This is a genomic window from Photobacterium marinum (genome assembly GCF_000331515.1).
Classification (GTDB): Bacteria; Pseudomonadota; Gammaproteobacteria; order Enterobacterales; family Vibrionaceae; genus Photobacterium; species Photobacterium marinum.
In genome coordinates this window covers 39398-60856 of the sequence record NZ_AMZO01000001.1, presented here as the reverse complement: position 1 = coordinate 60856, position 21459 = coordinate 39398, and the positions used below count along the sequence as shown (strand labels likewise).

At 48.3% G+C, this 21459-nt stretch carries 25 protein-coding genes; 2 read left to right on the top strand and 23 right to left on the bottom strand.

Annotated features, from left to right (window positions below; translation table 11 throughout):
• Positions 1 to 23 precede the first annotated feature (23 nt).
• Positions 24 to 920 (top strand): LysR family transcriptional regulator, encoded by an 897-nt coding sequence (locus C942_RS00300; protein ID WP_007461161.1) that lies wholly within the window; start codon positions 24 to 26, stop codon positions 918 to 920.
• Between the two features lie 26 nt (positions 921 to 946).
• Here the strand turns inward: C942_RS00300 and C942_RS00295 are convergent, their stop codons facing one another.
• The 23 genes from C942_RS00295 to hutW all read right to left on the bottom strand — a co-directional run bounded on the left by C942_RS00295 (position 947) and on the right by hutW (position 20435).
• Positions 947 to 1165 (bottom strand): hypothetical protein, encoded by a 219-nt coding sequence (locus C942_RS00295; protein ID WP_007461160.1) that lies wholly within the window; start codon positions 1163 to 1165, stop codon positions 947 to 949.
• 95 nt (positions 1166 to 1260) lie between these two features.
• Positions 1261 to 2379: an ethanolamine utilization protein EutH gene (gene eutH / locus C942_RS00290; RefSeq protein WP_036798251.1), complete on the bottom strand. Its 1119-nt coding sequence runs from the start codon at positions 2377 to 2379 to the stop codon at positions 1261 to 1263.
• Between the two features lie 227 nt (positions 2380 to 2606).
• Entirely contained in the window at positions 2607 to 3155 is a 549-nt protein-coding gene (locus C942_RS00285; RefSeq protein ID WP_007461155.1) for a BMC domain-containing protein, read from the bottom strand.
• A gap of 31 nt (positions 3156 to 3186) precedes the next feature.
• Positions 3187 to 4545: a 4Fe-4S dicluster domain-containing protein gene (locus C942_RS00280; RefSeq protein ID WP_007461153.1), complete on the bottom strand. Its 1359-nt coding sequence runs from the start codon at positions 4543 to 4545 to the stop codon at positions 3187 to 3189.
• A 14-nt stretch (positions 4546 to 4559) separates the two neighbouring features.
• The gene (gene eutL / locus C942_RS00275; RefSeq protein WP_007461152.1) at positions 4560 to 5216 is read right to left on the bottom strand and encodes an ethanolamine utilization microcompartment protein EutL; all 657 of its coding nucleotides are present in this window, start codon (positions 5214 to 5216) and stop codon (positions 4560 to 4562) included.
• A 14-nt stretch (positions 5217 to 5230) separates the two neighbouring features.
• The gene (eutC, locus tag C942_RS00270) at positions 5231 to 6130 is read right to left on the bottom strand and encodes an ethanolamine ammonia-lyase subunit EutC (RefSeq protein ID WP_007461150.1); all 900 of its coding nucleotides are present in this window, start codon (positions 6128 to 6130) and stop codon (positions 5231 to 5233) included.
• A gap of 10 nt (positions 6131 to 6140) precedes the next feature.
• Positions 6141 to 7505, bottom strand: coding sequence for an ethanolamine ammonia-lyase subunit EutB (locus tag C942_RS00265; protein ID WP_007461148.1), 1365 nt, complete (start codon positions 7503 to 7505; stop codon positions 6141 to 6143).
• Between the two features lie 13 nt (positions 7506 to 7518).
• Positions 7519 to 8940, bottom strand: a complete 1422-nt coding sequence (locus C942_RS00260) for an ethanolamine ammonia-lyase reactivating factor EutA (RefSeq protein WP_007461146.1) — start codon at positions 8938 to 8940, stop codon at positions 7519 to 7521.
• Complete coding sequence (locus C942_RS00255; RefSeq protein WP_007461144.1) at positions 8940 to 10178, bottom strand: iron-containing alcohol dehydrogenase; 1239 nt, start codon at positions 10176 to 10178, stop codon at positions 8940 to 8942. Before C942_RS00255 ends, C942_RS00260 begins: the two co-directional genes overlap by 1 nt.
• A gap of 3 nt (positions 10179 to 10181) precedes the next feature.
• Positions 10182 to 11021 (bottom strand): ethanolamine utilization protein EutJ, encoded by an 840-nt coding sequence (gene eutJ / locus C942_RS00250; RefSeq protein WP_007461142.1) that lies wholly within the window; start codon positions 11019 to 11021, stop codon positions 10182 to 10184.
• Positions 11022 to 11023: 2 nt separating this feature from the next.
• Positions 11024 to 12433 (bottom strand): aldehyde dehydrogenase family protein, encoded by a 1410-nt coding sequence (locus C942_RS00245; protein WP_007461140.1) that lies wholly within the window; start codon positions 12431 to 12433, stop codon positions 11024 to 11026.
• A gap of 20 nt (positions 12434 to 12453) precedes the next feature.
• Positions 12454 to 12753 carry a EutN/CcmL family microcompartment protein gene (locus C942_RS00240; RefSeq protein WP_007461138.1) on the bottom strand — a complete coding sequence of 100 codons (300 nt, stop codon included), beginning with the start codon at positions 12751 to 12753 and terminating at the stop codon, positions 12454 to 12456.
• 53 nt (positions 12754 to 12806) lie between these two features.
• Positions 12807 to 13082 carry an ethanolamine utilization microcompartment protein EutM gene (eutM, locus tag C942_RS00235; RefSeq protein ID WP_007461136.1) on the bottom strand — a complete coding sequence of 92 codons (276 nt, stop codon included), beginning with the start codon at positions 13080 to 13082 and terminating at the stop codon, positions 12807 to 12809.
• A gap of 20 nt (positions 13083 to 13102) precedes the next feature.
• A complete protein-coding gene (eutM, locus tag C942_RS00230) occupies positions 13103 to 13423 on the bottom strand; it encodes an ethanolamine utilization microcompartment protein EutM (protein WP_007461134.1) in 321 nt (106 codons plus the stop codon).
• Between the two features lie 36 nt (positions 13424 to 13459).
• Complete coding sequence (pta, locus tag C942_RS00225) at positions 13460 to 14437, bottom strand: phosphate acetyltransferase (protein WP_007461133.1); 978 nt, start codon at positions 14435 to 14437, stop codon at positions 13460 to 13462.
• On the bottom strand, positions 14424 to 15260 hold the full coding sequence (gene eutT, locus C942_RS00220; RefSeq protein WP_007461131.1) for an ethanolamine utilization cob(I)yrinic acid a,c-diamide adenosyltransferase EutT: 837 nt from the start codon (positions 15258 to 15260) through the stop codon (positions 14424 to 14426). Before eutT ends, pta begins: the two co-directional genes overlap by 14 nt.
• A gap of 2 nt (positions 15261 to 15262) precedes the next feature.
• Positions 15263 to 15982 carry an ethanolamine utilization acetate kinase EutQ gene (gene eutQ, locus C942_RS00215; RefSeq protein WP_007461129.1) on the bottom strand — a complete coding sequence of 240 codons (720 nt, stop codon included), beginning with the start codon at positions 15980 to 15982 and terminating at the stop codon, positions 15263 to 15265.
• A gap of 29 nt (positions 15983 to 16011) precedes the next feature.
• On the bottom strand, positions 16012 to 16482 hold the full coding sequence (locus tag C942_RS00210) for a EutP/PduV family microcompartment system protein (protein ID WP_007461127.1): 471 nt from the start codon (positions 16480 to 16482) through the stop codon (positions 16012 to 16014).
• A 3-nt stretch (positions 16483 to 16485) separates the two neighbouring features.
• On the bottom strand, positions 16486 to 16836 hold the full coding sequence (gene eutS, locus C942_RS00205; protein WP_007461125.1) for an ethanolamine utilization microcompartment protein EutS: 351 nt from the start codon (positions 16834 to 16836) through the stop codon (positions 16486 to 16488).
• A 428-nt stretch (positions 16837 to 17264) separates the two neighbouring features.
• Entirely contained in the window at positions 17265 to 17660 is a 396-nt protein-coding gene (locus tag C942_RS00200; RefSeq protein WP_007461123.1) for a hypothetical protein, read from the bottom strand.
• A gap of 203 nt (positions 17661 to 17863) precedes the next feature.
• Complete coding sequence (hutZ, locus tag C942_RS00195) at positions 17864 to 18421, bottom strand: heme utilization protein HutZ (RefSeq protein ID WP_007461121.1); 558 nt, start codon at positions 18419 to 18421, stop codon at positions 17864 to 17866.
• Positions 18422 to 18424: 3 nt separating this feature from the next.
• Positions 18425 to 18952 (bottom strand): heme utilization cystosolic carrier protein HutX, encoded by a 528-nt coding sequence (gene hutX / locus C942_RS00190; protein WP_007461118.1) that lies wholly within the window; start codon positions 18950 to 18952, stop codon positions 18425 to 18427.
• Between the two features lie 115 nt (positions 18953 to 19067).
• Positions 19068 to 20435, bottom strand: coding sequence for a heme anaerobic degradation radical SAM methyltransferase ChuW/HutW (gene hutW, locus C942_RS00185; protein WP_007461116.1), 1368 nt, complete (start codon positions 20433 to 20435; stop codon positions 19068 to 19070).
• Positions 20436 to 20697: 262 nt separating this feature from the next.
• Between hutW and C942_RS00180 the strand changes: the two genes are divergently transcribed.
• Positions 20698 to 21459, top strand: coding sequence for an energy transducer TonB (locus C942_RS00180; protein WP_036798151.1), 762 nt, complete (start codon positions 20698 to 20700; stop codon positions 21457 to 21459).

Here is a 21459-nt window from a genome sequence, read left to right as displayed (position 1 = left end):
CATTATGTGAGAAAAATTCACGCATGAGACATCTTAAAGCATTCCATGTTTTCCACACTGCGGCCACTTCCTCAAGTTACAGCGAAGCAGCGGCTAAGTTAAACATCACTCATGGTGCAGTGAGCAAACAGATTAAAGTTCTTGAAAATTACCTCTCCCACCCTTTGTTTTACAAACAGGGGAGAAATGTGCGCTTAACACAAGAGGGGGAATTGTTAAAAAGCTACACAGAGCAAGCATTTCAAACACTTGAGGCTGGTGTTAGTAAACTATTTCAAGTAAAAAATCAGTGCTTAGAAGTCTCTTGTGAACCGACGCTAACGATGCGTTGGTTAATGCCGAGACTATCTGATTTTCATCATAACTCTGGTGCAGATGTACGACTTTCGACAGCTGGCGGGCCTGTAACATTAGGCTCAAGTGGATTATCGCTGGCAATACGTCGCAATGATTTTGAATTGCTTCACGATTATAAAAAAACGAAGTTAGTTGACGAGTGGGTTGGGCCTGTTTTTTCGCCTGAATACTGGCATCAGATCAATAAAGATTTAAGCAAAGTTAAACTACTTCATAGCCAAACAAGGCCACAAGCATGGGAAGACTGGTCATCAAGTTACGGTGATACGATTATATCCGATAAAACTCATCAAACATTTGCTCATTTTTACTTTTGCTTTCAAGCTGCTGTAGACGGTTTAGGTGCTGCAATAGGCTCTTATCCCCTTGTTGCTGATGATTTAAAAAGAGGAAACCTCATCGCACCATTTGGTTTTATCTTGTCGGGACATAGTTACATCTTACTCAGTCAGGAAAGAGCACCTGACGATCTGGAGCAACAATTCACCGTTTGGCTACAACAAAGCTTATCGCAATGTGTACCAACACCGACTGAAAAAATCGCGTTTTACAATCAGGAATAACACATAGCATAAATCAACGAATACTCTCACTGATCATCTTCATAATCGCTCAGGCTGATGCCCATCTCGTCAGCCAGTTCAGCCCAATAAGGCTCAGCTTCACAGACGCAGCAATCGCACCACGGAGCGATCCCCTGATGCATGCTCATGCCTTTACGCTTTTGAGAACGCCCTGAGGGGTTCATATCCTGAGCTTTACGTTCTTTCATTTGTTCGGCCCTGATACCAGGTTTCTCTTTTGCCATCGCCAGATTCTCCGGACAGTCACACACTTTGAGTGTAGATAGACAAACACAGGGCCGACATTAATTGTTAATAAAAGAAACGTAGCTGATGCTAATTAGCTTGCAACGGCTTCTTTTGGTTCATCCTTCGTTTTCGGCTCATCGAAAGACATATTGCGGGTAACATATACAGCCAGCAACAGAGCAGAAACACCACCGACCAACTTACCTGCTACAACCGCAGAAATCATATCGCTGTTCACAGCGGCTGTGAATCCGAGGTGGTCACCGAATACAAACGAACCACACACGGCAAACGCTACGTTAATAACCTTTCCACGATTGTCCATATCCTTGAAAATATTAAACATCGCGATATTGTTCGCCATGGTTGCGACAAGACCGGCAGCAGCAGTCTCCCCCATACCTAAAGACCCGCCCAATTTAACCAGCGGCTTTTTAAGATGTTGAGTGATGAAGTGAACCATAGGGAATGCACCGGCCAACACAATCGCAATAGCACCGACGATTTCGATACCATCTGAGATTGGAGCCATACCCGGAATAATAACCAGGCCAGTCAGAGTTTCGACCACAATGGCAGCCAATGCCAAAGTGATAACTGCGATAACACCCTTACCGAAAACTTCAAAGCCACGGATCATAGCATCAGGTTTCAACCACAAACCGACTGCAATCAATGCTGCAACAATCACGATTGGTACCAAGTTACCCAAAATCATTGCCATATCGAAACCAGCAACCAAACCACCGACAAAACAACCGACAGGAATGGTTGTGAGGCCAATCAACACACCGCGCGCGAGGTATTGAGTGTCTTCTTTTTCAATAATGCCAAGAGCAACAGGAATGGTGAATACCAGTGTCGGCCCCATCATGGCACCAAGGATCAAACCAGAAAATACACCAGCGGCTTCAGTTTCAGCCATACTTTGCGCCAGCGGGTAACCACCCATATCATTAGCCAGCAAAGTACCGGCAAACATAGCAGGGTCAGCACCCAGCGCGGTATATACAGGAACAACAACCGGACTCAAAATGTTTGCAAGCACAGGTGCCAGACTCACTACCCCGACCATTGCCAGCGCCAATGCACCCATTGCCATAAAGCCTTCTTCGAACTGCTCTCCGTAGCCCCAGCGGTTACCCAGCACCTTGTCTATCGCGCCGAGCACCATAAAGCCCACCATAATATAAAGAATAATGTCATTCATGATGTTTCTACCTTCCTGATAATTCATCAACAATCGCCAGTTCAGAGAAAAGTCCTTTTTTCAGAATGAACGAACCCTGCCCTGTGCGATCACACATGGCTCAACTCAACTTCAAAATCACACAAACTGTTAAACGCGGATCGTAATGATCCGTAATGTTCCTTGCCTTTCTTGATATAACGCCGAAAAGCAATGCCCTCCGGCAATAAATTCTTTTCTTCTTTTGGCTACACCTTTCCTTCCAGGATCTCTTTTCTCGGCTGGGCTATAACAACCTTATCAACCAGAACACCTTTATCACGGATACGCTCGGCCGCAGCATCAACCGCAGCCTGAACCGCCGCAACATCACCGGTCAGAGTAACGAACCCCTTACCACCGATGGCCATTGCCATATGCACTTCAAGCAGCTCAATATTGGCCGCCTTTACTGCCGCATCTGCCGCCTCAACAATGGCTGCCACGGAGAAGGTTTCAACAATCCCCAGTGCGGCGGTATGTTCGACAACACGAGTGCCCGCAATCGCCGGGAAAACATCGGGGTGAACATTGGCTATAATCAGCTCATCAATAACTTCGGCACCACCAATTCGGAGACCGGCTTCTACCGACGCATTCACTGCAGCCACATCACCACCGACCATCACCATAAACTTACCCGGGCAAATCGTCCGGTTAAATAAAATCTCGACGCTCGCGGCTTTGAGCATGGCATCTGCCACCAAATAACCCCGGGCAATCGAATTCAGTTCAATACAACCAATTGCGTTTAACATTTTTTGCTCTTTATGATTCTATTCTTGATATTCAAATCGGTAATGATACGTTCAGCACTGCAGGTTTCTTTTCAATCACAATTTCGCTTCCGACAGCGACAACAACACCATTGATGCTGGCATGTACCGCAACACTTAATGCATCCGAAGCAGGCTGACCGATCATTTGCCCTTTCTTGACCTGCTCACCCACCTGAACGATGGCCTGAGCTGGCTTGCCGATATGTTGTGACAATGGAATGACTACCCGCTCAGTACGTATTTCATCATCTAGAAATGCTGCTTTCCGCATCGCATAGTCCGTCAGCTCAAGTCTTCTGATCAAACGTTTGGTCGGCACTCCCCGGTATTCACGTAGGGGATGAACATCGGTTGTACTGGCCTGAAGTTGAGCCGGTGTCTGCAAAAGCTGTTCGTCCCGTAATGCTCGCTTAGTAGTTGCGCATACCCGGCTCGGATCCAATCCCTCCGGACATGACCACATTGTGCACAAGTTACATTCGCAACAGGCCTGTGCAGCCAGCGCGTAACTAAGGTTATTCGAGCCGGATACCTGCAAGGAGCGCATCGCCAGATGCGGCTTAACGGGGTATCCCAACAAACCGCGCGGGCACATAGATGAGCATTGGCTACATTGATCACAAGATGCTTTGCCGATCCTGCGCACATCCTCATCACTGCGCGTTTTGATCCTCGCGATCCTTGAGCTACGCGGCAATACCAGTAATCCGCTGGAAACCTTGGTGATCGGCTTATCGAGATCATCAGTTACCGGCCCCATCATCGGACCGCCTTCCACCACAATAAAGTCAGCGCAAGTCGTTCCCCCGGCCAGTTTAATTGCCTCACGGTAGCTCATACCAATAGGTAGCCATGCCGTATAAGGTTCGCGAACTTCACCATGAACGCTCACCATGGTATCCGTTACTGGGATCCCCTGTGCTGCGCGGAAAACATTAATGAAGGACTCAACGTTATTGACCATCACACCAATATCTTTCGGCAGCCCTCCGGCAGGAATACGCTTACCCGTCGCCTGAAATACAAGTTCAACTTCATCCCCGGCCGGGTAAACATCATTCATCAGCATCAGCTCAATACCCGGCGGTAACTGTTCCTGCAGGCAAGCGATGGTGTCAGTATTCTTTTTCTTAATACCAATGACACCACGGTGAGCACCGACCTGCTTCATAGCAATCAGCATCCCACCACAAAGCTCTCGGGCCCAGCGCTGCATCAAGACCTGATCCTTGTACAGCAAAGGCTCACATTCCGCACCATTAGCCAGAACCAGTTCGACCTGGCAGTCGAGCTTGACGTAGGTGGGGAACCCTGCCCCACCAGCACCAATCACACCACCCTGCTGAACCTGTTGTAATAACGGATTCACAACAGTTCTCCCGGCTAATTAGTTATTGGATTGCGGGCAACATCCAGCACCGCCGCCTGGAATGCTTCACAAGCCGCTCGACATGCCGCTTGAGAACCTGTCAGGTGTCCACCACCGAAGTTAGTTTCTGACGGTGGCGCAAAAAGGTTCACCAGTTTCACATCCGCAGCTTTCAATGCCGCGTCCAGTGCATACATGGCTTCCAATGGTGGTGCAATCAGATAAGCCAACGCTTCACCTTGCTCAACTCCTGCTTCTTCGGAAAGATAAGTACCTGTTGATGAAACCAGGTGGGCGAAGAAAGCAATATCACCACTTTCATCTGCGCACTGGAATGCCGCTTCATCTTCAATAAACGCTTTTGCACGATCCAGACCGGCAATAACATCCGCTGGACAGGCTCCGGCTAAAATACCGATCACCTCACCGGATGTCGGCCCGGATGAATGAGCTGCACCAGCGTAAAAAGAACGGGCGTAAACCACATCAACATTCGCCGCCTTAGTGGCTTCATCCAGCGCACAGTAAGTGACGTCATCACAATCAGCGGTGATCATGCCAATACTGTTATGATGAGGTTGCAGCCCCATTTTCTCTTTATAAACCGGATCGACAGAGGCAATCACTCGCGTCGCCAATACCGCTGGTTGGATTTTGTCTAAAATTGCCATGCTCACTTCCTATATCAGCGCTTTAAGTTGATACCACTGGCTTTCTGCGCCAGCATAGTTTTCGCCAGGTCAACAATCACTGCCGCGGCTTCGACCGGCGGTGTACCACCAGCATGAATGTTCGAAATTACAGTACGATCCGACTCTACGGTTTCTGTTGTCGGCTTATAAATCGCGTAACAGCTGAGTGACTCAGACTGGCCCAACCCCGGACGCTCACCGATCAGCAACAGGTTAACTTCAGCATTAAGCAACATACCGATTTCATCCTGAGCTTTAACTCGACCATAGCGAAGGAAGAATGGAGTACCGACATCCAGACCGGCATTCTTAAGGCCGTTCAACAAAGGTGGCAGAATCTCATCGTGGTTTACCGTTACCGCATCCAAACTCAAGCCATCGGACAACACCACCTGAACCTGTGGTGTCTGCTTACAGTTTTCCTGAATAAGCTTTTTCGCATCTTCATTGAGCTTGCGGCCCAAATCAGGACGGGTCAGGTATTCATCTTTATCAGATGCGCAAGACTGCACTTCCATCAGATTACGTTCCTGTAACCAGGACGATTCGACATTCTTAATAACGGTATCTTTTGAGCGGGAATGGTCAGCAAGGAAGCGCAGCAATGCCGTCGTGCGCGGGCGCGGGCCAGTTCGGCCAGTACCAACACGCGCATCCGTCTGCGACATCAGGTCTTCGACTACTTTATTATCTGCCGCATTTTCAATACCGTTCCATTTCTTGAAACACTTCTCACCGAGATCCGGCAACGACTCACCGCTCACAACCTCTGAGCCACCTGTTGAAACTGCAGTATCAACAACCTTTGTCACTGCTGCCGGCGTAACGTTGGTCTCGCCAAGCTGGGCGAGTACTGTTGCGACGATGTCCTGAATTTTTTGCTCGTTCATCATTTCCACACCCTTACTTGAAGAAGATTGAAGGATCGCCGGCCCTGCGGGTCAGGCGTCCGTTTTCCATCAGTCCCATTGTTTCCATCCAAGCCTCAAATTCAGGGGCCGGACGAAGCTTCAGTAACTGACGAACAGTTGCAGTGTCGTGGAATGACGTAGTCTGGTAGTTCAGCATGATGTCATCACCCATAGGCATACCAATAACGAAGTTAACCCCCGCAGCAGCCAGCAAAGTGATCAGGTTTTCATTGGAGTTCTGATCGGTATCGGCGTGGTTGGTGTAACAAGCATCACAACCCATCGGCATACCGGAAAGTTTGCCCATAAAGTGGTCTTCCAGACCGGCACGAATAATTTGCTGATGGTTGTAGAGATATTCGGGACCGATAAAGCCAACAACGGTATTAACAATGTGCGGGTTATAACGTTGTGCCAGTGCATAACAACGAGCTTCCATTGTCATCTGATCCGCGCCGTGGTGGGCATCGGCAGAAAGCTCCGAGCCCTGACCGGTTTCAAAATACATCACGTTTTCACCGGCCAGGCTGCAGTACTGCTTACCGATTTCATAAGCCTCATCCAACATGTCGACACTGACACCGAATTCAGCCAGACCTTTCTCAGAACCGGCGATACTCTGGAATAACAGGCCGCCTGGTGCACCGCGACGTACTGCTTCCATCTGAGTTGAAATATGTGCCAACACACAAGGCTGGGTAGGAATATTCCACTTATCGATCACATCCTGAATCGCATTCAGCATCTGAGTCGTATTTTCGACACTGTCCGTTACCGGGTTAATCCCGATGACGGCATCACCACAACCGTAAGTCAGCCCCTCATAAGTCTGGGCCAAGATTGAGTTCACATTATCGCGAGTATCATTTGGTTGCAGACGACAGCTAAAATGACCAGGCAAACCGACCGTTGCATTAGCTTTGGTGATGACAGGCATCTTGCTGGCGCCGTACATTAAATCAGAGTTTGAACACAGCTTACCGACAGCAGACACTATCTCAGCTGTCAGCCCCTTGCGCAGACGCTGCATGTCTTCGTTGCTCATGTCATCTGACATGACATATTCACGCAACTCGCTGACCGTCCAGTTCTGGATTTTTTCGAACATGGCACGATTCAGGCTGTCCTGATTAATCCGGGTAATAATGTCGTCTTCATAGCTGACAACCGGATTTTCACGCAGATCTTTCAGCGTCATTTCAGAAAGAACATGCTTGGCCGCAACCCGTTCCTGCGCTGTTTCCGCAGCAACTCCGGCCAGAATATCTCCGGAACGTAGATCAGAGGCTTTTGCCAATACTTCTTTTACATCCCTGAATTGGTATGTCTGACCAAACAGGTGGGTTTTCAACTTCATGTATAAACTCCTATTAAGACGGGAAGGCGAGTGATTTAACTGTCAGAGGGACGATCTCCCCGCCGAAGTAACTGTTGCCAATGTCGATGTAATCCCCTTCATGGGTGATCACCTCATCAATGACACTGACCGGCTGCGGATGCAGCCTTGGTTGAAGCTCCATACCAAGTGCTTTACCGATATCGTTATGAACAATGACAAATGCCGGATCCTGGTGGTTGCCGTGTTCGCAATAAAAGTCCGCCAGTTCACAAGCAACATGCTGAACGGCTGCATATTTCGCAGGCATCCCATCATCGATGGCAATGGCATAACGGTCACATCCAAGCACTAAATCCATTCGCTCTGCAGCAATAACGATTGCTTTGCAAATTGATGGCTTCTCCAGCTGCCAGTCGACAGCCGGATGAACAACCGGAATATTTTTAAGAGGCAGTTCGTCAGAATTAAGCCAGATAGTTGAACCGGACAAGGTCAGTGAATAGGCACCAGCTCCGATAACCGTGGCCCGCACCGTCTGATTCGGCTTTTTCACTGGCCGGCTGGCCATTTCTTTATGACGCAACAACGCATTGGCAAGGCGCGGGCCGATATCACCAAATTCGAGCTCTGCCTGCTGTGGCTGGTAATAACACTCACCAACACCACCGCTGAGGAAAACAGCATCTATATCTGATACTGACGACAGAGCCGGTGTCTGTAACAGTTGAACGGCTAAAGAGGACAACTGACCTGTCATCACTTCAAGAATCAGTTCTGCCATACGATCAACAATACGATTCAGGTGATCTGTTGTGATCTGGCGCGGATTGGTATTGTCACCAAACAGTTCCTGCATCACAGCAATCGCTGGCTTATGGATATAGGCGATTTCACCCTGACCATTAAGCTCAACCAGACGCCCGCCAATGTTCAGACAAGCCGTCTCGACGACGCGACCACAATCAAACACCACATAGTTCGATGTTCCGCCGCCGATATCGATGTTCATCACCTTAAGGTGATTTTTCTGGGAAAGCTCTTGTGCACCGCTCCCCCGCCCGGCAATAACAGATTCAAGGTTCGGACCTGCGGTTGCCACCACGAAATCTCCCAGTTGCTGGGACAAATCCATAATGGCATCACGGGCGTTATGCGCTTTAGCGGTTTCACCGGTAATGATGATTGCACCTGTTTCGACACCTTGTGCCGCAAAACCGGCTTGCTCGATTTGTTGCTCAATAAACTGACGTAGCCTATCCGCATCAATCGTGCCCTGATGATTAATCGGCGTGAATGAGACCGGACTCTGGTAAGAAATCTCCCGGTCAACAAACTCGTAAACAGGCACTTGCGAAGCCGGTGCACGATTGACCACAGTGAGGTTAGAAAAAATCACCTGAGTAGTTGTCGTACCGATATCAATACCGACGCTATGGACGATTTTCCTTTCCATCAGCAATAGCCCTCCGGTAATTGCCCGCCCATCACCTGTTTCAGCAAGGTAATGATTTGCGACGGCGTCACCTGACGCGGATTTCCCTGCAAACAGATATCCTTCATTGCCTGCTCTGCCAGTTGAGGAAAATCACTTTCGGTCATACCGACACCGGTAAGCGACGTCGGCAAACCCAGATCCATTACCAACTGACGTACAGCCAGAATTGCCGCCCGGCATTTTTCACGACTGGTCATTCCCTCGCGGGATACACCAAGGGCATTGGCAACTTCGGCATATCCGGCTTCACAGCTCAGAGCATTAAACGCCATGACATACGGCAACAAAATGGCATTAGCGACACCATGAGCCAGATGATAACGAGCGCCAATCTGATGAGCGATTGCATGGGTCAGCCCCAGCCCGGCATTGCTGAATGCCAGCCCGGCTTTATATGCCGCGACAGCCATGTCATAACGTTTGTCCATATCATGGCCATAGCCAACCGCAATCGGCAGCGCTTTGATAAGAGTTTCGATCGAGTGATAGGCATAAGCCTTAGACAACGGATTCGACAGCCGGGAAACATAGGATTCAATGGCATGAGTTAACGTATCGATCCCGGTTGCAGCTGTGATCCCTGCCGGGACATTCAGCATCAAAGCAGGGTCAAGCAAAGCCAGGTCAGGAACCAGTGCCGGTCCTTTTACCGGCACCTTGATATCCAGTGTGATATCTTTGATCACCGTAATATCAGTCACTTCTGATCCTGTTCCGGCTGTTGTCGGGATAGCGCCCAAACCAACCCGGCGGCTGGCGATACCGCCAACCTTCAACTGGGTAAGCGGACCTCGATAATCACCGATCACCGCGATTGCTTTAGCTGCATCAAGCGCTGAACCACCACCGATACCCAGCACAAAATCTGCATTGCTTTGTTCAAGGCAAGTCTGCCCATGAGCAATTAATGTACTGTCCGGTTCACCGTCAACATCACTGAACACTGTCAGCCCAAGTCCGGCAAAAGTGATTGCCGTTTCGCAACCTTTTGTCAGCCCCAACTGATGTACAACCTTGTCAGCGACCAGTAGAACATGAGTTGCACCCAGTTCATTAAGCACCTCACCCAACTGATTGACACAGTGCCCGCCTGTCACCGTGATTGACGGCGAGCGAAAGGTAAATCCACGATAAGGCTGGTATTGCTGCAAGGTTTGCTGAACAATGCTGGCAATTTCATTGCTTGATACAGTCATCCCCTACTCCTCGTCCCTGATAGCCAAGCCATAGCTGGCAATCGCCAACGGTGTCAGGTACAGCGCCCGTGAAAGTTCAACCACATCCAGTTCTGGAAAGGTCTTACGGAAGATCTCAGCAAACCCAGCGATCAATGTACCGCCACCGGTGAGGTAAATACTTCCCGGTTGATGGTCGGAAATATGCTCTGCCACAATATCTGACATTTTCTCAATCACTGGTTTTGCCATAGCCGCTACTAACGGGTCTTCGTGGCTGCGGCGCTTCTGGATCTCCGCCTGTTCCAGGTCGACCGTCATACCTCCGGCAATAGCCAGAGACACATGTCGTCCTCCCGAGGGCTCATCCAGCGATGTCACCAACTCACCGCTCTCGATAATGGCTGTACCTGTCGTACCGCCACCGACATCAACCACGGCACCATTTTCGATATGAAGCAAGGCTGCGACACTGGATGGCTCGTCGATAACATGGCTGACAACAATCCCTGCCGATTCAACTACATTGATTGAGATCCGAGGATCTGTTCCCGGCGGATAAGAGGTAATGGCTTCTTCAACCTGAACACCAAGTTTATGCTGTACCTTTTCCAGATGATCCCGAACGATGCGGCAGGCACCAACATAGTCCACTACCACACCATCACGAACCACATCCGCCCAGTCGAGAAACGCCGCAATCGGCGTTCCGTCTCCGTCAATGACAACGGTTTGGATATCTGCCGTACCCAAGTCGATACCGACATACCAATCAGTCGGTGTATCAATCGCAGTCTCATCGTTGACTATCTCGTCGATAATCAACAAATTCCGATTAGCTTGTTCGAGATACTGATTCGTCATCGTTATACAATCCTGAAGGCATCAACCGCAGTACAACGACGCTTACGGGTAAAGGTCAGAGCGTTAGTTACCCCTTCGCCTGTCGGTGTCGAAATGGTCATTGTTGTCCAACCTTCACCACCAGCACCAATTGCGGCAATCGCCGGACCGTTTTTCGCCAGAAGGCTGCAGTCCATTTCAAATGCCATGCGCGTCAGCACATCAATATTCTTGGAGTGAATCGCTGCAGTATGACGGTTGCCTTTTTCCAGCTCAACAGCCCAATCAATAGCCTGATCAGCATTAGCTGCACGGATCAGTGGAATGATTGGCATCATCTGCTCGGTAACAGCAAAGACATTGGATTTATCAGCATCGAATACCAACAGGCGGGTTTCAGCCGGAACATCAATTCCGGCGGCAGCAGCAATTTTTGCTGCGTCACGACCGACCCACTGCGGATTAGCCGCAGGCTGATCTCCCGGATAGCCTTTCAGTACCACGCGTGCAATTGCCTCGGCTTGCTCCGGTGTCACTTCAAACGCGCCGTTTCGACACATACGTGCTTTCAGCTCGTCAGCAACCGAAGACACTGCGATGATTTCTTTTTCCGTTGCGCAGACAATGTTGTTGTCATAAGACGCGCCCTGAACAATCGAAATGGCGGCACGTTCAAGGTCAGCCGTCTCATCGACAACAACAGGCGGGTTACCCGGCCCGGCTGCGATCAGACGCTTGTCAGTCACTTTACGGGCAGCATCAACTACCGCGTCACCACCGGTTACCACAAGTAAGCCAATTCCCGGATAAGTGAACAGCGCCTGAGCATTTTCAAGCGAAGGTGTAGCGACCGTAGTACAAATATTTACCGGGCCACCGACACTCTCCGAAGCTTTATTCACTAACTGAATTGCGTACTGAGAGACTTTTTTAGCCGCCGGATGCGGCGCAAAGACAACCGCATTGCCTGCAGCAATCATGCTGATGGCATTGTTAATCACAGTACAGGATGGATTGGTACTCGGGGTAACTGAGGCAATCACACCCCACGGCGCATTCTCCATCAGACTCATACCAGCATCGCCGGAGACCGCCTGTGGCGCCAGAATTTCAGTTCCCGGAGTGCGGTGAGCTATCAGTAAATGCTTAGCAATTTTGTCTTCAACCCGGCCAAAACCGGTTTCTTCCACTGCCATCTCCGACAGTTCGCGGGCATGCTTTTTAGCCATGCGGCGAATAGCCAGAATAATGTCGTCACGCAGGGCAATAGTGCGGATTCCGCGCTGGGCTTCTTTGGCGGCTGCCACCGCTCCGTCCAGCGACGGGTAAATTCCGTAATCCCCTTGCTCGCTCACAGAAGCCGTGCCTGCAGCGCTACCGTTCAGTTGCATGACGACACGTCTGACAATCTCTTCTATTTGCTGCTGATCCATAAGGAATCTTCTCCAGGCAACTAACCGTGCTTGTTGTACAACTGCTCGCTAGCTGCCGTTACTTCATCAATAATTCCGACCACACAAAGGTCAACCGGAGACTCGTCTCCTGCACTGCCATAAGCGGCACGAGCCGAACTGCCTGCCACAACCATCACCCATTCACCTTCACCAGCCCCAAGCTGATCCATTGCGATGTGAATGTCTCCCGTTGCCTCGCCGTGCCTGTCAACAAATTCAACCAGGCAAAGCTTGTCCATCCGCATGTTCTGACTGCGTACTGTGGCAATTACATGACCTATCACGCGTGCAATTCGCATACGAGTTCCTACCTTTCAACACCCCCTGGTTTTAATGCCAAGGGGAAGCCTGATTATTTGGCTTTAATGGGAAATACTTTTTCCAGATCGCCGTGCGGACGAGGGATAACATGCACCGCCACCAATTCGCCAAGACGTTGGGCAACTACTGAGCCGGCATCGGTGGCAGCCTTGCAAGACGCCACGTCACCACGGATCAGTGCGGTCACGTAACCAGAACCAATCTGCTGATAACCAACAAGTTCGACACGAGCCGCCTTCACCATTGCGTCAGAGGCTTCGATCAGGGCTGTCAGCCCTTTTGTTTCAAGAATTCCTAATGCGTCCATTGACTTATCCTTATTCAGACTTATTTGGTTGTAGTGCGGGTTTTAGGAGCAGGTTTCGCGTCCTCTTCCTCCGCTGTAATTGGGAAGATTGCTTCCAGATCACCGTGTGGACGAGGGATAACGTGTACAGCAACCACTTCACCTAAACGTTGGGCAGCAGCAGCCCCTGCATCAGTTGCCGCTTTACATGCAGCCACATCGCCACGCACCATGGCAGAAACGATTCCTGAGCCGATTTGCTTGTAGCCAACCAGTTGAACACGGGCTGCTTTGACCATGGCATCAGATGCTTCAATCAGTGCCGTCAGTCCTTTTGTTTCAATAATGCCTAGCGCTTCCATTGTTAAATCCTCAAAACTAGCTGTTGGTTAAATGGGTTATTTACACAGGCTGGATGCCAACACTGAGATATCGACGATATCTGTCGCACTACAGCCGCGGGATAAATCGTGCACCGGTGCCGCCAAACCTTGCAGCATGGGACCCAGAGCTATGTATCCTCCCAAACGCTGAGCCACTTTGTAGGCAATGTTGCCCGCATTCAGAGAGGGGAAAATAAAGACATTGGCCTGACCGCCAAGCGGACTGTCAGGCATTTTTTGGGCCGCCACCGCCGGAACAATCGCAGCATCGAACTGCACTTCACCGTCGATGATCAAATTCGGCTGGCGCTGGCGGACAAGTTCGGTGGCTTCCGACATCTTGCTCACAGTCGGGTGATCAGCACTTCCCTTGGTTGAAAAAGAAAGCATGGCCACACGTGGTTCATTGCCAGTGAGCATCTGGTAGTTATATGCAGTATCAATGGCAATATCAGCCAACTGCTGTGCCGTCGGAACGGGAATAACTCCGGCATCGGAAAAGGCATGAACCTGTTCACCGTCTGGTGACAACATCAGGAAGAAGCTGGAAACAGTTTTAGAGCCCGGCGCAACACCGATGCCACGGATAGCCGCGCGGATCACATCTCCGGTTGTAGATACGTTGCCGCCGATGCAAATATCTGCATAGCCCTGATCAACCATCATCATGGCAAAATCCAACGGACGCTTGAGCCTGGAAACGGCTTCTTCCATCGTCACCGGCTTGCGCTGCTTGGCGATATAACTTGTCACCATCTCGTCAAAGCAACCTGCCGATTCCGGAGAAAGCAGAGTAAGACATGGAACAGCAATACCACTACGATGTGCCAGGTCCCGAAGCTGAAACGGATTGCCAAGCAAGATAGGCTCAGCCAACCCCGCCAGCTTCATTTCATTTGCGGCATGTAACAGACGGACATCATTAGCATCAGGAAAAACGATACGTTTAGGATATTTAAAACACTGGCTACGGCACTGCTCAAGCAATTTCATTGCCCAGCCCTCCTAATAGCGCATGATTGCCATGCTGGCATTGCAGCACCAGAATCATCACAACATATATCGCACTGGATAGCCGGTTCAGACCTGCCACAATATCGTTACGAGTCAGCTTCATGCTGTGGTCCATATACACTTGGCTTGCCACTAGCTCCAGCTCACGTACCTGTGCTCGAAGGTAGTTAAGTTGCGCAACTAAAGCTCCGTAGCTCACATCAGGCAGGATATGGTCATGACCCAAATAACGCAGCGGATTATGGGACCAGCGATGGACAATATCTGCGCTGAATTCGCCTAATTCAGGCTCAGGTAAGGACTGTTCAGTCACTTCACATTGCATCACCTGACCAAGATACGAACGGATGTCAGCCACAAAGCCCTGCAACATTTCCGGCATTGAATCCATTGCACACTGTACAGTCACACAATAACTGATACAGCTATCGAGCTTGCCTCTAAGCAAAATACGCGGATGGGTCTTAGGCACCAGCATCTGGTCATTGAGATGGGTCATTAACGCCGGTTTACTGGCAACATCAGAACCGCATAACATGCAGGCATTTTCCGGCCTGACATTGTTATTCTTCAGCGGATGTACCTTTTCCAGCTGTGCGCCCTGCGTAGACGCACTTTCAACAAACACCTGCCCTTTTTCATCTCGCCAGCGCACAGTGATCTGTTTGTCATTCAGTAACTGCTGTGCGGCCGGAGTGAAACGTGTACCCGGCGGCAGGTGAATTTCCCCGCCATGCCGCATACCGACATGCTGGCGCAGGTAATCTTCAGTGATAAACGAAGGTGTTGTTGTCTTGTCCATACCTACGCCCATTCAGCCGGATAGGTAATGTAGACATAGCGAACATGCGTCGGTGTACCAAACTCCACCGTGCTGCCCTTAGGAATGAAGATCACATCGCCAGGCTTTCCGATAGTTGTGCCGGAGGCTGTCTTAACATGAAACTCACCTTCCAGTACTACGTTGACTTCGTCGTAGCATAGAGTCCATGGGAAGAAGGCGTTCTCCCACCCCATGTAACCAACCCCCATGTTACTATTGTCCTGAGCACCAATAACGTCTGTCAGACCTATGTTCTTTCCTGGCGCTCCATCGAACTCACCAAGCTGAACCGCATTACCACGAACAAGTACAATACCGTCATCATTTATTTGACGAGCAGAAGCCGGAGCCTGTTGGTTAAAATCAGCCAATGCCTTAGCAACTAAAGCCTGGATTAATACGCTCTTTTCACCGTCAACATCCGGCAGTTTTGATTCAATCTCAGCCTGAATTTCCCGAGCGACTGACAATTCAGCAGACGTTACCGGTTGTGAAATAGCAACAGGTTCTGCTATAACTGCCGGCTGAGTGATCTGAGGCTGCGGGGCAACCGGAGCCTCTTCTAAAAGCTCAATTCCTTCCACACTGGCAACATCTCGCGCTTCCGGCGTCACAATAAAATCCTTCACAGGGACAACAAGGTACGGTCGTTTTTCTGACTTCGCCTTGCGAACATCCGCTGCAGAAATTAATTTCTTCATTACTGCAATCCTTGGTAGTTAGACACAGTTCAATCCAGCGCAACGGGCTGGAGCGAAAGTAAATGGTGGTAAAGCCGATCAACTGATGCCTGATCAAAAATTGAGGTTTCGAAATACGGCCCAGCTATTCCGTTTTGTTTCAGCAAAGCCGCAGCTCTCTCGCAATCAGCGCCCTCTGCGTCAATTTTGCTGATCACCCCAACAACATTTTTATTTGGATATACACGCAGCAGACCGCTTGGTGCTGTTATTCGCTTTGCCGTTGCCGGCTGCAAAATGACAATCGTTTTTACGGTAGAGATCGTGGAAAGTAATGCACCGTTCCATGAGCGGTTATCAACAAACTCTCCCGGAGTATCAATTACCCGGCCTTTATAAAAAATGGGGGACTGGGTTTTACCAATATTAGCTTCCTGAACAATTAACTTATCGATCAACGCTGATTTACCAGCATCAACTTCACCAACAAAAGCGACATTGCCTATCTGATCCGTAGCCATAATTTACGTTCTTGTCATATCGCAAGTGTTATAAGACAAGGTATCGCTTAAAACACTTATTACGGTTTTTAAAGATTCTTCAACGGCAGAAACACTTCCGGTAATAACTAAAGCACCAGAAAAACGGTCCAGAAACCCAATACTGACATGGGCTGCCTTAGTCGCAATATCACCGGCAATAATTGATGTTTCACCAGGGGTTAGAGTCAGAATACCAATAGCACCCAGACTTTCTACACCAACACGTTCACAAAGCTCTTCGGTTGGATTTGCAACAAGATGCGCAAGTGTAACTTGCTTGCCTGGCACAAACTCCTGAATAATTCGTTCTTTTCCAGCATCAATATCTATCATCAGATCACTTAACAGGACAAAACATGCTCATATAATCTACACATGATTCTAGAGCTATTACTCAACCCAAGTCACAGTTCTTATGCAAATAGTAATCAAGTGTCATATTAATTACTTAATTTTTGAACCCAGTCACCATATTCCCCATAAGTATTTAAATGCTACTTTTTTACAAAAAATATAATTTCCATTCAGGAATAAAATTTAAATCAGAGATGAAATTAAGCAGGAAAATAATTTAAAAAATGCGTAAGACTATAAAAACCGAAGAAGATTAAATTGGAAGAATCAATAAATTAAATATAAAAAGTCATTGATTAATATATTTAACACCATCTATAGAAGCTTTAAACTCACTCTGATTCAGGCATAAAAAAACCGAAGCCATAGGGCTTCGGTTATATATTAGTTATGATTCGCTTCGATTTTTACAACTCGATTGCCTTATTCTGGCTCAGTAGTTTCATACCTTTTATATGCTGGAAAAACCACTTCAGAATGGCAAGCGCTGCTATGATCAAACCCACAATCGGAATTGCCTGCAAAAGTTTATCCAGCAGCGAACTGTGTACCCAGTAACCGGCACCGGCCACCATCCCACTCATGGTCGCGGCCGTTACGCCCAGCACAACAAAGAAGGTAAAGAACAAAAAGAAAGTACGAATTATTGTGTAGTAATGGCTGTAACTCAGCTCATCTGTACCTTTATTCATTTGGTACGCAGAATAAAGCACTGCAAAAATACCAGAAATCATTAACGTAAACGGGGTCAGGAAGCTGGCGACGTAGGCAAAACGCACACCTTTCGTATTCTTATTGGACATAAAATCAAATCCGATATTGTTATCAATATGACAATTATCACACGAAATTTTCCCCCATCAAGAAAGCCTTCTGCTTACGATGATCCGGATCAAGCGATTCCGCGATTGTCCGTTATAACGACCTAAACGAACAAAGGCCTGATATTCATTCAGGCCTTAAATCACTATTCATGTTGCAACTTACATTAAGATACGAACTGCTGTTACAGCTTTTCTGATGGTGTTGTCACTTCGCTTCCATCTACAATACGCTTGTGTCCTTCCTGCAAATGAACAAAGTCCACCAGATCATCACCGCTAACCTGAAATGCCTGACCAAAGCCTTTAACAAACAATCCCTGAGTCGGCTCCAGGCGGAATAGAGAAAAATCTGCCAGACCGCTTAGCCCTTCAACAATTTCACCAAAACGATCTTGCAATGCAGAAATACCTTCCTGCCAACGTTCGGTTTCCCGATCAACCACAAAGACATTCGCTTCAAATGTTAGTCGCTTGCGGGCATAAATCGTTTTCGACGTACCTTCATCTTCAATCATCATCAAAGACACTTGCGGATTCTCAAGCAAATTACGCGCATGTTTGGCAATCTGGCTGATCAACACATAATAACCATCATCCAACAAGGCAAAGGGCGCGTAACTCACATTGGGTTTGCCTTCTACATCAACAGTAGCGAGCTGAAGGGTCTGGCACGACTCTCGAAATTCGGCAATTTCAGGGCCAAGCCGGTTTTGAAGGCGTTCCTGCTTTACTTCATTCATTCTTTACTTTTCTCCGAGATATTCTTGTTTTAATTGTTTAAATTTTTCGACTTGTTCAGGGAACAGCCTACGCTTTTTGTCACGTCCTAAATAAACTTTAAAGACGCACTCACCGCCCTTGGCAAAGAAACCTATGAAGTAGCTTTCCTGTCCCATAAATGGTTTGCTGACAAGAGCAATGTCAGTAACCAAATCCAGGCGAAGGTGGCCATGCAGCTCCCCGTCTTTACCCATAAGGTTATAATATCCGCGAGCTTCTTTCCCCTTAGGGAATGGCGCTTTAACTTCAAAGATCGAGCCCATAGAGTGCACAATCGAAGTCACCGGCCCCCACGCAGGTAAATCTTCCAAAATTGCCTGAGCTCTACCTCCCGGAACCGGAACAACCAGCTCTTCCGGGTAAGCCATTACTACCTCACCTTCAGTAACCCCAAGTGTTTCAGCAATAGACATCGCATGAGCCTGTGGATTCTCTTCAAGTTGTTTCGCGACTTGTGATTTCAATGCTTCGAAAGAAATATGTTCAAACACAATTACACTCCAAATTCCGGCTTGTCAGAAGTTGAGCATTCCATTGGCCGAAGTTTCATTATTTATAAGAAAGTTTGTATCTTGAGCCGAATACGAGCAGAACCGGCTCCGCGCTTTATGCCGCTTTAGAAACCATGCCTTTTTGCAACACCTCGATCATTGCCTGTGCCAGAGTAACCGACCAAAACGTACCCGCGAGCGTCAGTGATAAGTAATCACCTTCAACCTTAACCAAGCCGTTACGCTGCCAGATTTCATAAAGCGGGCGACAGTAACTGAATATGTCCTGATTAAATTTCGCGATGAGCTCTTTTGCAGACAGAAAACCACGGTCAAAACTAGCTTTTATCTCCGAATGCAAAGCAGCCTGTGGAGATGACTTCGTCATCATCGCCAACGGTATTTCTCTGGCTTTTACTGAATTAATATAAGCATCCAGGTTGCGGTGCTGCATAAAACCATAGCCACCAACGCCACCACCTGCGCCTGCACCCAGAGGTAACACCTCAGCTGATGTCTTCGCCAGGCTGTTATAAATACTGCGTTCTCTGTTATCTCGAGCCCAATGATTTACACTCAATCTGCGAAGATGGTGCCTGGCCATGAAATCCACACCGTATTCGAACATAGTTGCCTTAGTTGGCGTATCTGCAGGCTCGGGCAATCGTCCCTGTTCAATCATCCCTTTCATCGGTGTACCGCCCATTTCAATGAGCTGATAAAGATCGACACCGTGGGCACCGCTATCAAGGAAATCATCAAGATCCTGCTGCCAAATATCCACATCCTGATATGGAAGACCAAACAGCAAATCAATCACAATCGGTGCGGCATCAGTCGAGCTCAGTTGCTGAATTCGCTCAAGCACCACGTCTCTGTCATCAAGGCGTTTTGCTTTACGTCGTACCTGAGTATCAAAGCTTTGTACCCCGAATGAAAAACGGTTAAAACCACCTTCCAGAGCCGCATCAAACATCTTGTCATCAAAGCGGTTAATTCGACCTTCAAGCGTTAGTTCACAATCCGTGGTTAACGGAAAATGCTGTCGCACCATCTTACCCAGGCGGGTTATCTGCTCGGCAGTGAGATCCGTCGGTGTACCGCCACCGATATAGACAGCATGGAATGGTGCTGACTGGGTCCAGGGCATTTGCGCTTTAAATACCAGCTCGGTCAACAAAGCTTCAAAATAGTCATCGATCAGAGACTGACTCGAGGCATACTGAAAAAAGTTGCAATAAGTACAGCGCACACGGCAAAACGGGACATGAATATACAAGCATCGCTTTCCTGCTACTGAAGGAACGTTCTGCAATGTAGCCATAGCTGTTGTCTGACGATCCTCTTCAGCCACCATTGATGACATACCACCGGCATGAGCCGAGCGCTTATTTTCAAAAGCAAAGCGTAAAGGATCAGGCGTATGCCTCCCCGTCAACTCTTCCCTTAAATACTCTGGATTTAATGGTTGTTCTAACTGCATAGATAATTCAAGCCAACAGCTGTCGGCCTCCCGCCAAATGATAAGACTTGTTATTTGACGGCATCATAATCACCGATAAATGTGATTGCAAATGATAATTGATATTATTCGCCTTTCGTGGATAATGAGCACAAACATCGATCAAAAGCGGTTTTTGATCGATTAATTAACAATATATTTCTTCGTTATATCATTGACTTAGATTCTGGATTGAACGTTTTCGAATCTGTTGTGTATAACGGCAAATGTCAGGTACTTAGCAGTGAACAGCAAACGTTATGTAATAGCAGGAACAGCATCGCTTCTTATACACAGCATCCTTTTATCTGCCGTTCCTGAAAACAAGGCAATAGCGATGCCTGTTGGTACAGAATCAACCCGTGTATCTCTAAACTTAGTGTCTGTACCCAAACCGGCAGCTCACCAGGCCGTAAAAGAAACGCCAGCTCCGGCTGTACAAACTGAAACTAAGCCAGAACCAATACAAAAAGAAACCAAAATCAAAAAGCTGGTAAAGAGAAAACAGCCGGAAAACAAGTCGCTACCTGTACAAAAGAACATAAAACCAGCCCCCCAAAAAACGGCTCCGAAGAAGGCTGAGAACAAAGTAGTAAAAAACAAAGAACAAAAGCTGCCGGAAAGAACCACTTCCAAACCTCAACCAGTAAAAGCAGAACCCATGCCACAGGCAGAAGCAAAGCCAGAAGTAAAAAGCCAGGAGGCAGCCGGAGTTAACAACTCCCCCAAACTCGTGAGTAATCCGACCTTCGCCACCCGGCCAAGTCCGGTGAAATATCCAAGAATCGCCAAGCGTCGGGGTATTGAAGGACAGGTAATGATCGAAGTTTGGATTGCTCCTGATGGCAAGCAAATAAAGCAGACTTTATTGAAGTCATCCGGGACAACTGTTCTGGATGAAGCAGCGCTAAAAGCCATTAAGCGCTGGCGGTTTTCTTCTCATGTCGTTGATGGTCAAGCCATTGCCCATCGGGTTCAGATCCCTGTTCGTTTTAAATTGGATTAA

What these genes read in the sequence shown, in the direction of transcription:
- hutW (WP_007461116.1), bottom strand. Translation starts at nt 20,435, where the DNA reads ATGCAGTTAGAACAACCATTAAATCCAGAGTATTTAAGGGAAGAGTTG.
- C942_RS00285 (WP_007461155.1), bottom strand. Translation starts at nt 3,155, where the DNA reads ATGTTAAACGCAATTGGTTGTATTGAACTGAATTCGATTGCCCGGGGT.
- C942_RS00245 (WP_007461140.1), bottom strand. Translation starts at nt 12,433, where the DNA reads ATGGATCAGCAGCAAATAGAAGAGATTGTCAGACGTGTCGTCATGCAA.
- eutM (WP_007461136.1), bottom strand. Translation starts at nt 13,082, where the DNA reads ATGGACGCATTAGGAATTCTTGAAACAAAAGGGCTGACAGCCCTGATC.
- C942_RS00255 (WP_007461144.1), bottom strand. Translation starts at nt 10,178, where the DNA reads ATGACTGTATCAAGCAATGAAATTGCCAGCATTGTTCAGCAAACCTTG.
- C942_RS00260 (WP_007461146.1), bottom strand. Translation starts at nt 8,940, where the DNA reads ATGGAAAGGAAAATCGTCCATAGCGTCGGTATTGATATCGGTACGACA.
- C942_RS00300 (WP_007461161.1), top strand. Translation starts at nt 24, where the DNA reads ATGAGACATCTTAAAGCATTCCATGTTTTCCACACTGCGGCCACTTCC.
- pta (WP_007461133.1), bottom strand. Translation starts at nt 14,437, where the DNA reads ATGAAATTGCTTGAGCAGTGCCGTAGCCAGTGTTTTAAATATCCTAAA.
- C942_RS00295 (WP_007461160.1), bottom strand. Translation starts at nt 1,165, where the DNA reads ATGGCAAAAGAGAAACCTGGTATCAGGGCCGAACAAATGAAAGAACGT.
- eutL (WP_007461152.1), bottom strand. Translation starts at nt 5,216, where the DNA reads ATGGCAATTTTAGACAAAATCCAACCAGCGGTATTGGCGACGCGAGTG.
- eutJ (WP_007461142.1), bottom strand. Translation starts at nt 11,021, where the DNA reads ATGACGAATCAGTATCTCGAACAAGCTAATCGGAATTTGTTGATTATC.
- C942_RS00265 (WP_007461148.1), bottom strand. Translation starts at nt 7,505, where the DNA reads ATGAAGTTGAAAACCCACCTGTTTGGTCAGACATACCAATTCAGGGAT.
- eutS (WP_007461125.1), bottom strand. Translation starts at nt 16,836, where the DNA reads ATGATAGATATTGATGCTGGAAAAGAACGAATTATTCAGGAGTTTGTG.
- C942_RS00240 (WP_007461138.1), bottom strand. Translation starts at nt 12,753, where the DNA reads ATGCGAATTGCACGCGTGATAGGTCATGTAATTGCCACAGTACGCAGT.
- hutZ (WP_007461121.1), bottom strand. Translation starts at nt 18,421, where the DNA reads ATGAATGAAGTAAAGCAGGAACGCCTTCAAAACCGGCTTGGCCCTGAA.
- C942_RS00210 (WP_007461127.1), bottom strand. Translation starts at nt 16,482, where the DNA reads ATGGCTACGGATCAGATAGGCAATGTCGCTTTTGTTGGTGAAGTTGAT.
- eutC (WP_007461150.1), bottom strand. Translation starts at nt 6,130, where the DNA reads ATGATGAACGAGCAAAAAATTCAGGACATCGTCGCAACAGTACTCGCC.
- eutM (WP_007461134.1), bottom strand. Translation starts at nt 13,423, where the DNA reads ATGGAAGCGCTAGGCATTATTGAAACAAAAGGACTGACGGCACTGATT.
- eutQ (WP_007461129.1), bottom strand. Translation starts at nt 15,982, where the DNA reads ATGAAGAAATTAATTTCTGCAGCGGATGTTCGCAAGGCGAAGTCAGAA.
- C942_RS00200 (WP_007461123.1), bottom strand. Translation starts at nt 17,660, where the DNA reads ATGTCCAATAAGAATACGAAAGGTGTGCGTTTTGCCTACGTCGCCAGC.
- eutH (WP_036798251.1), bottom strand. Translation starts at nt 2,379, where the DNA reads ATGAATGACATTATTCTTTATATTATGGTGGGCTTTATGGTGCTCGGC.
- eutT (WP_007461131.1), bottom strand. Translation starts at nt 15,260, where the DNA reads ATGGACAAGACAACAACACCTTCGTTTATCACTGAAGATTACCTGCGC.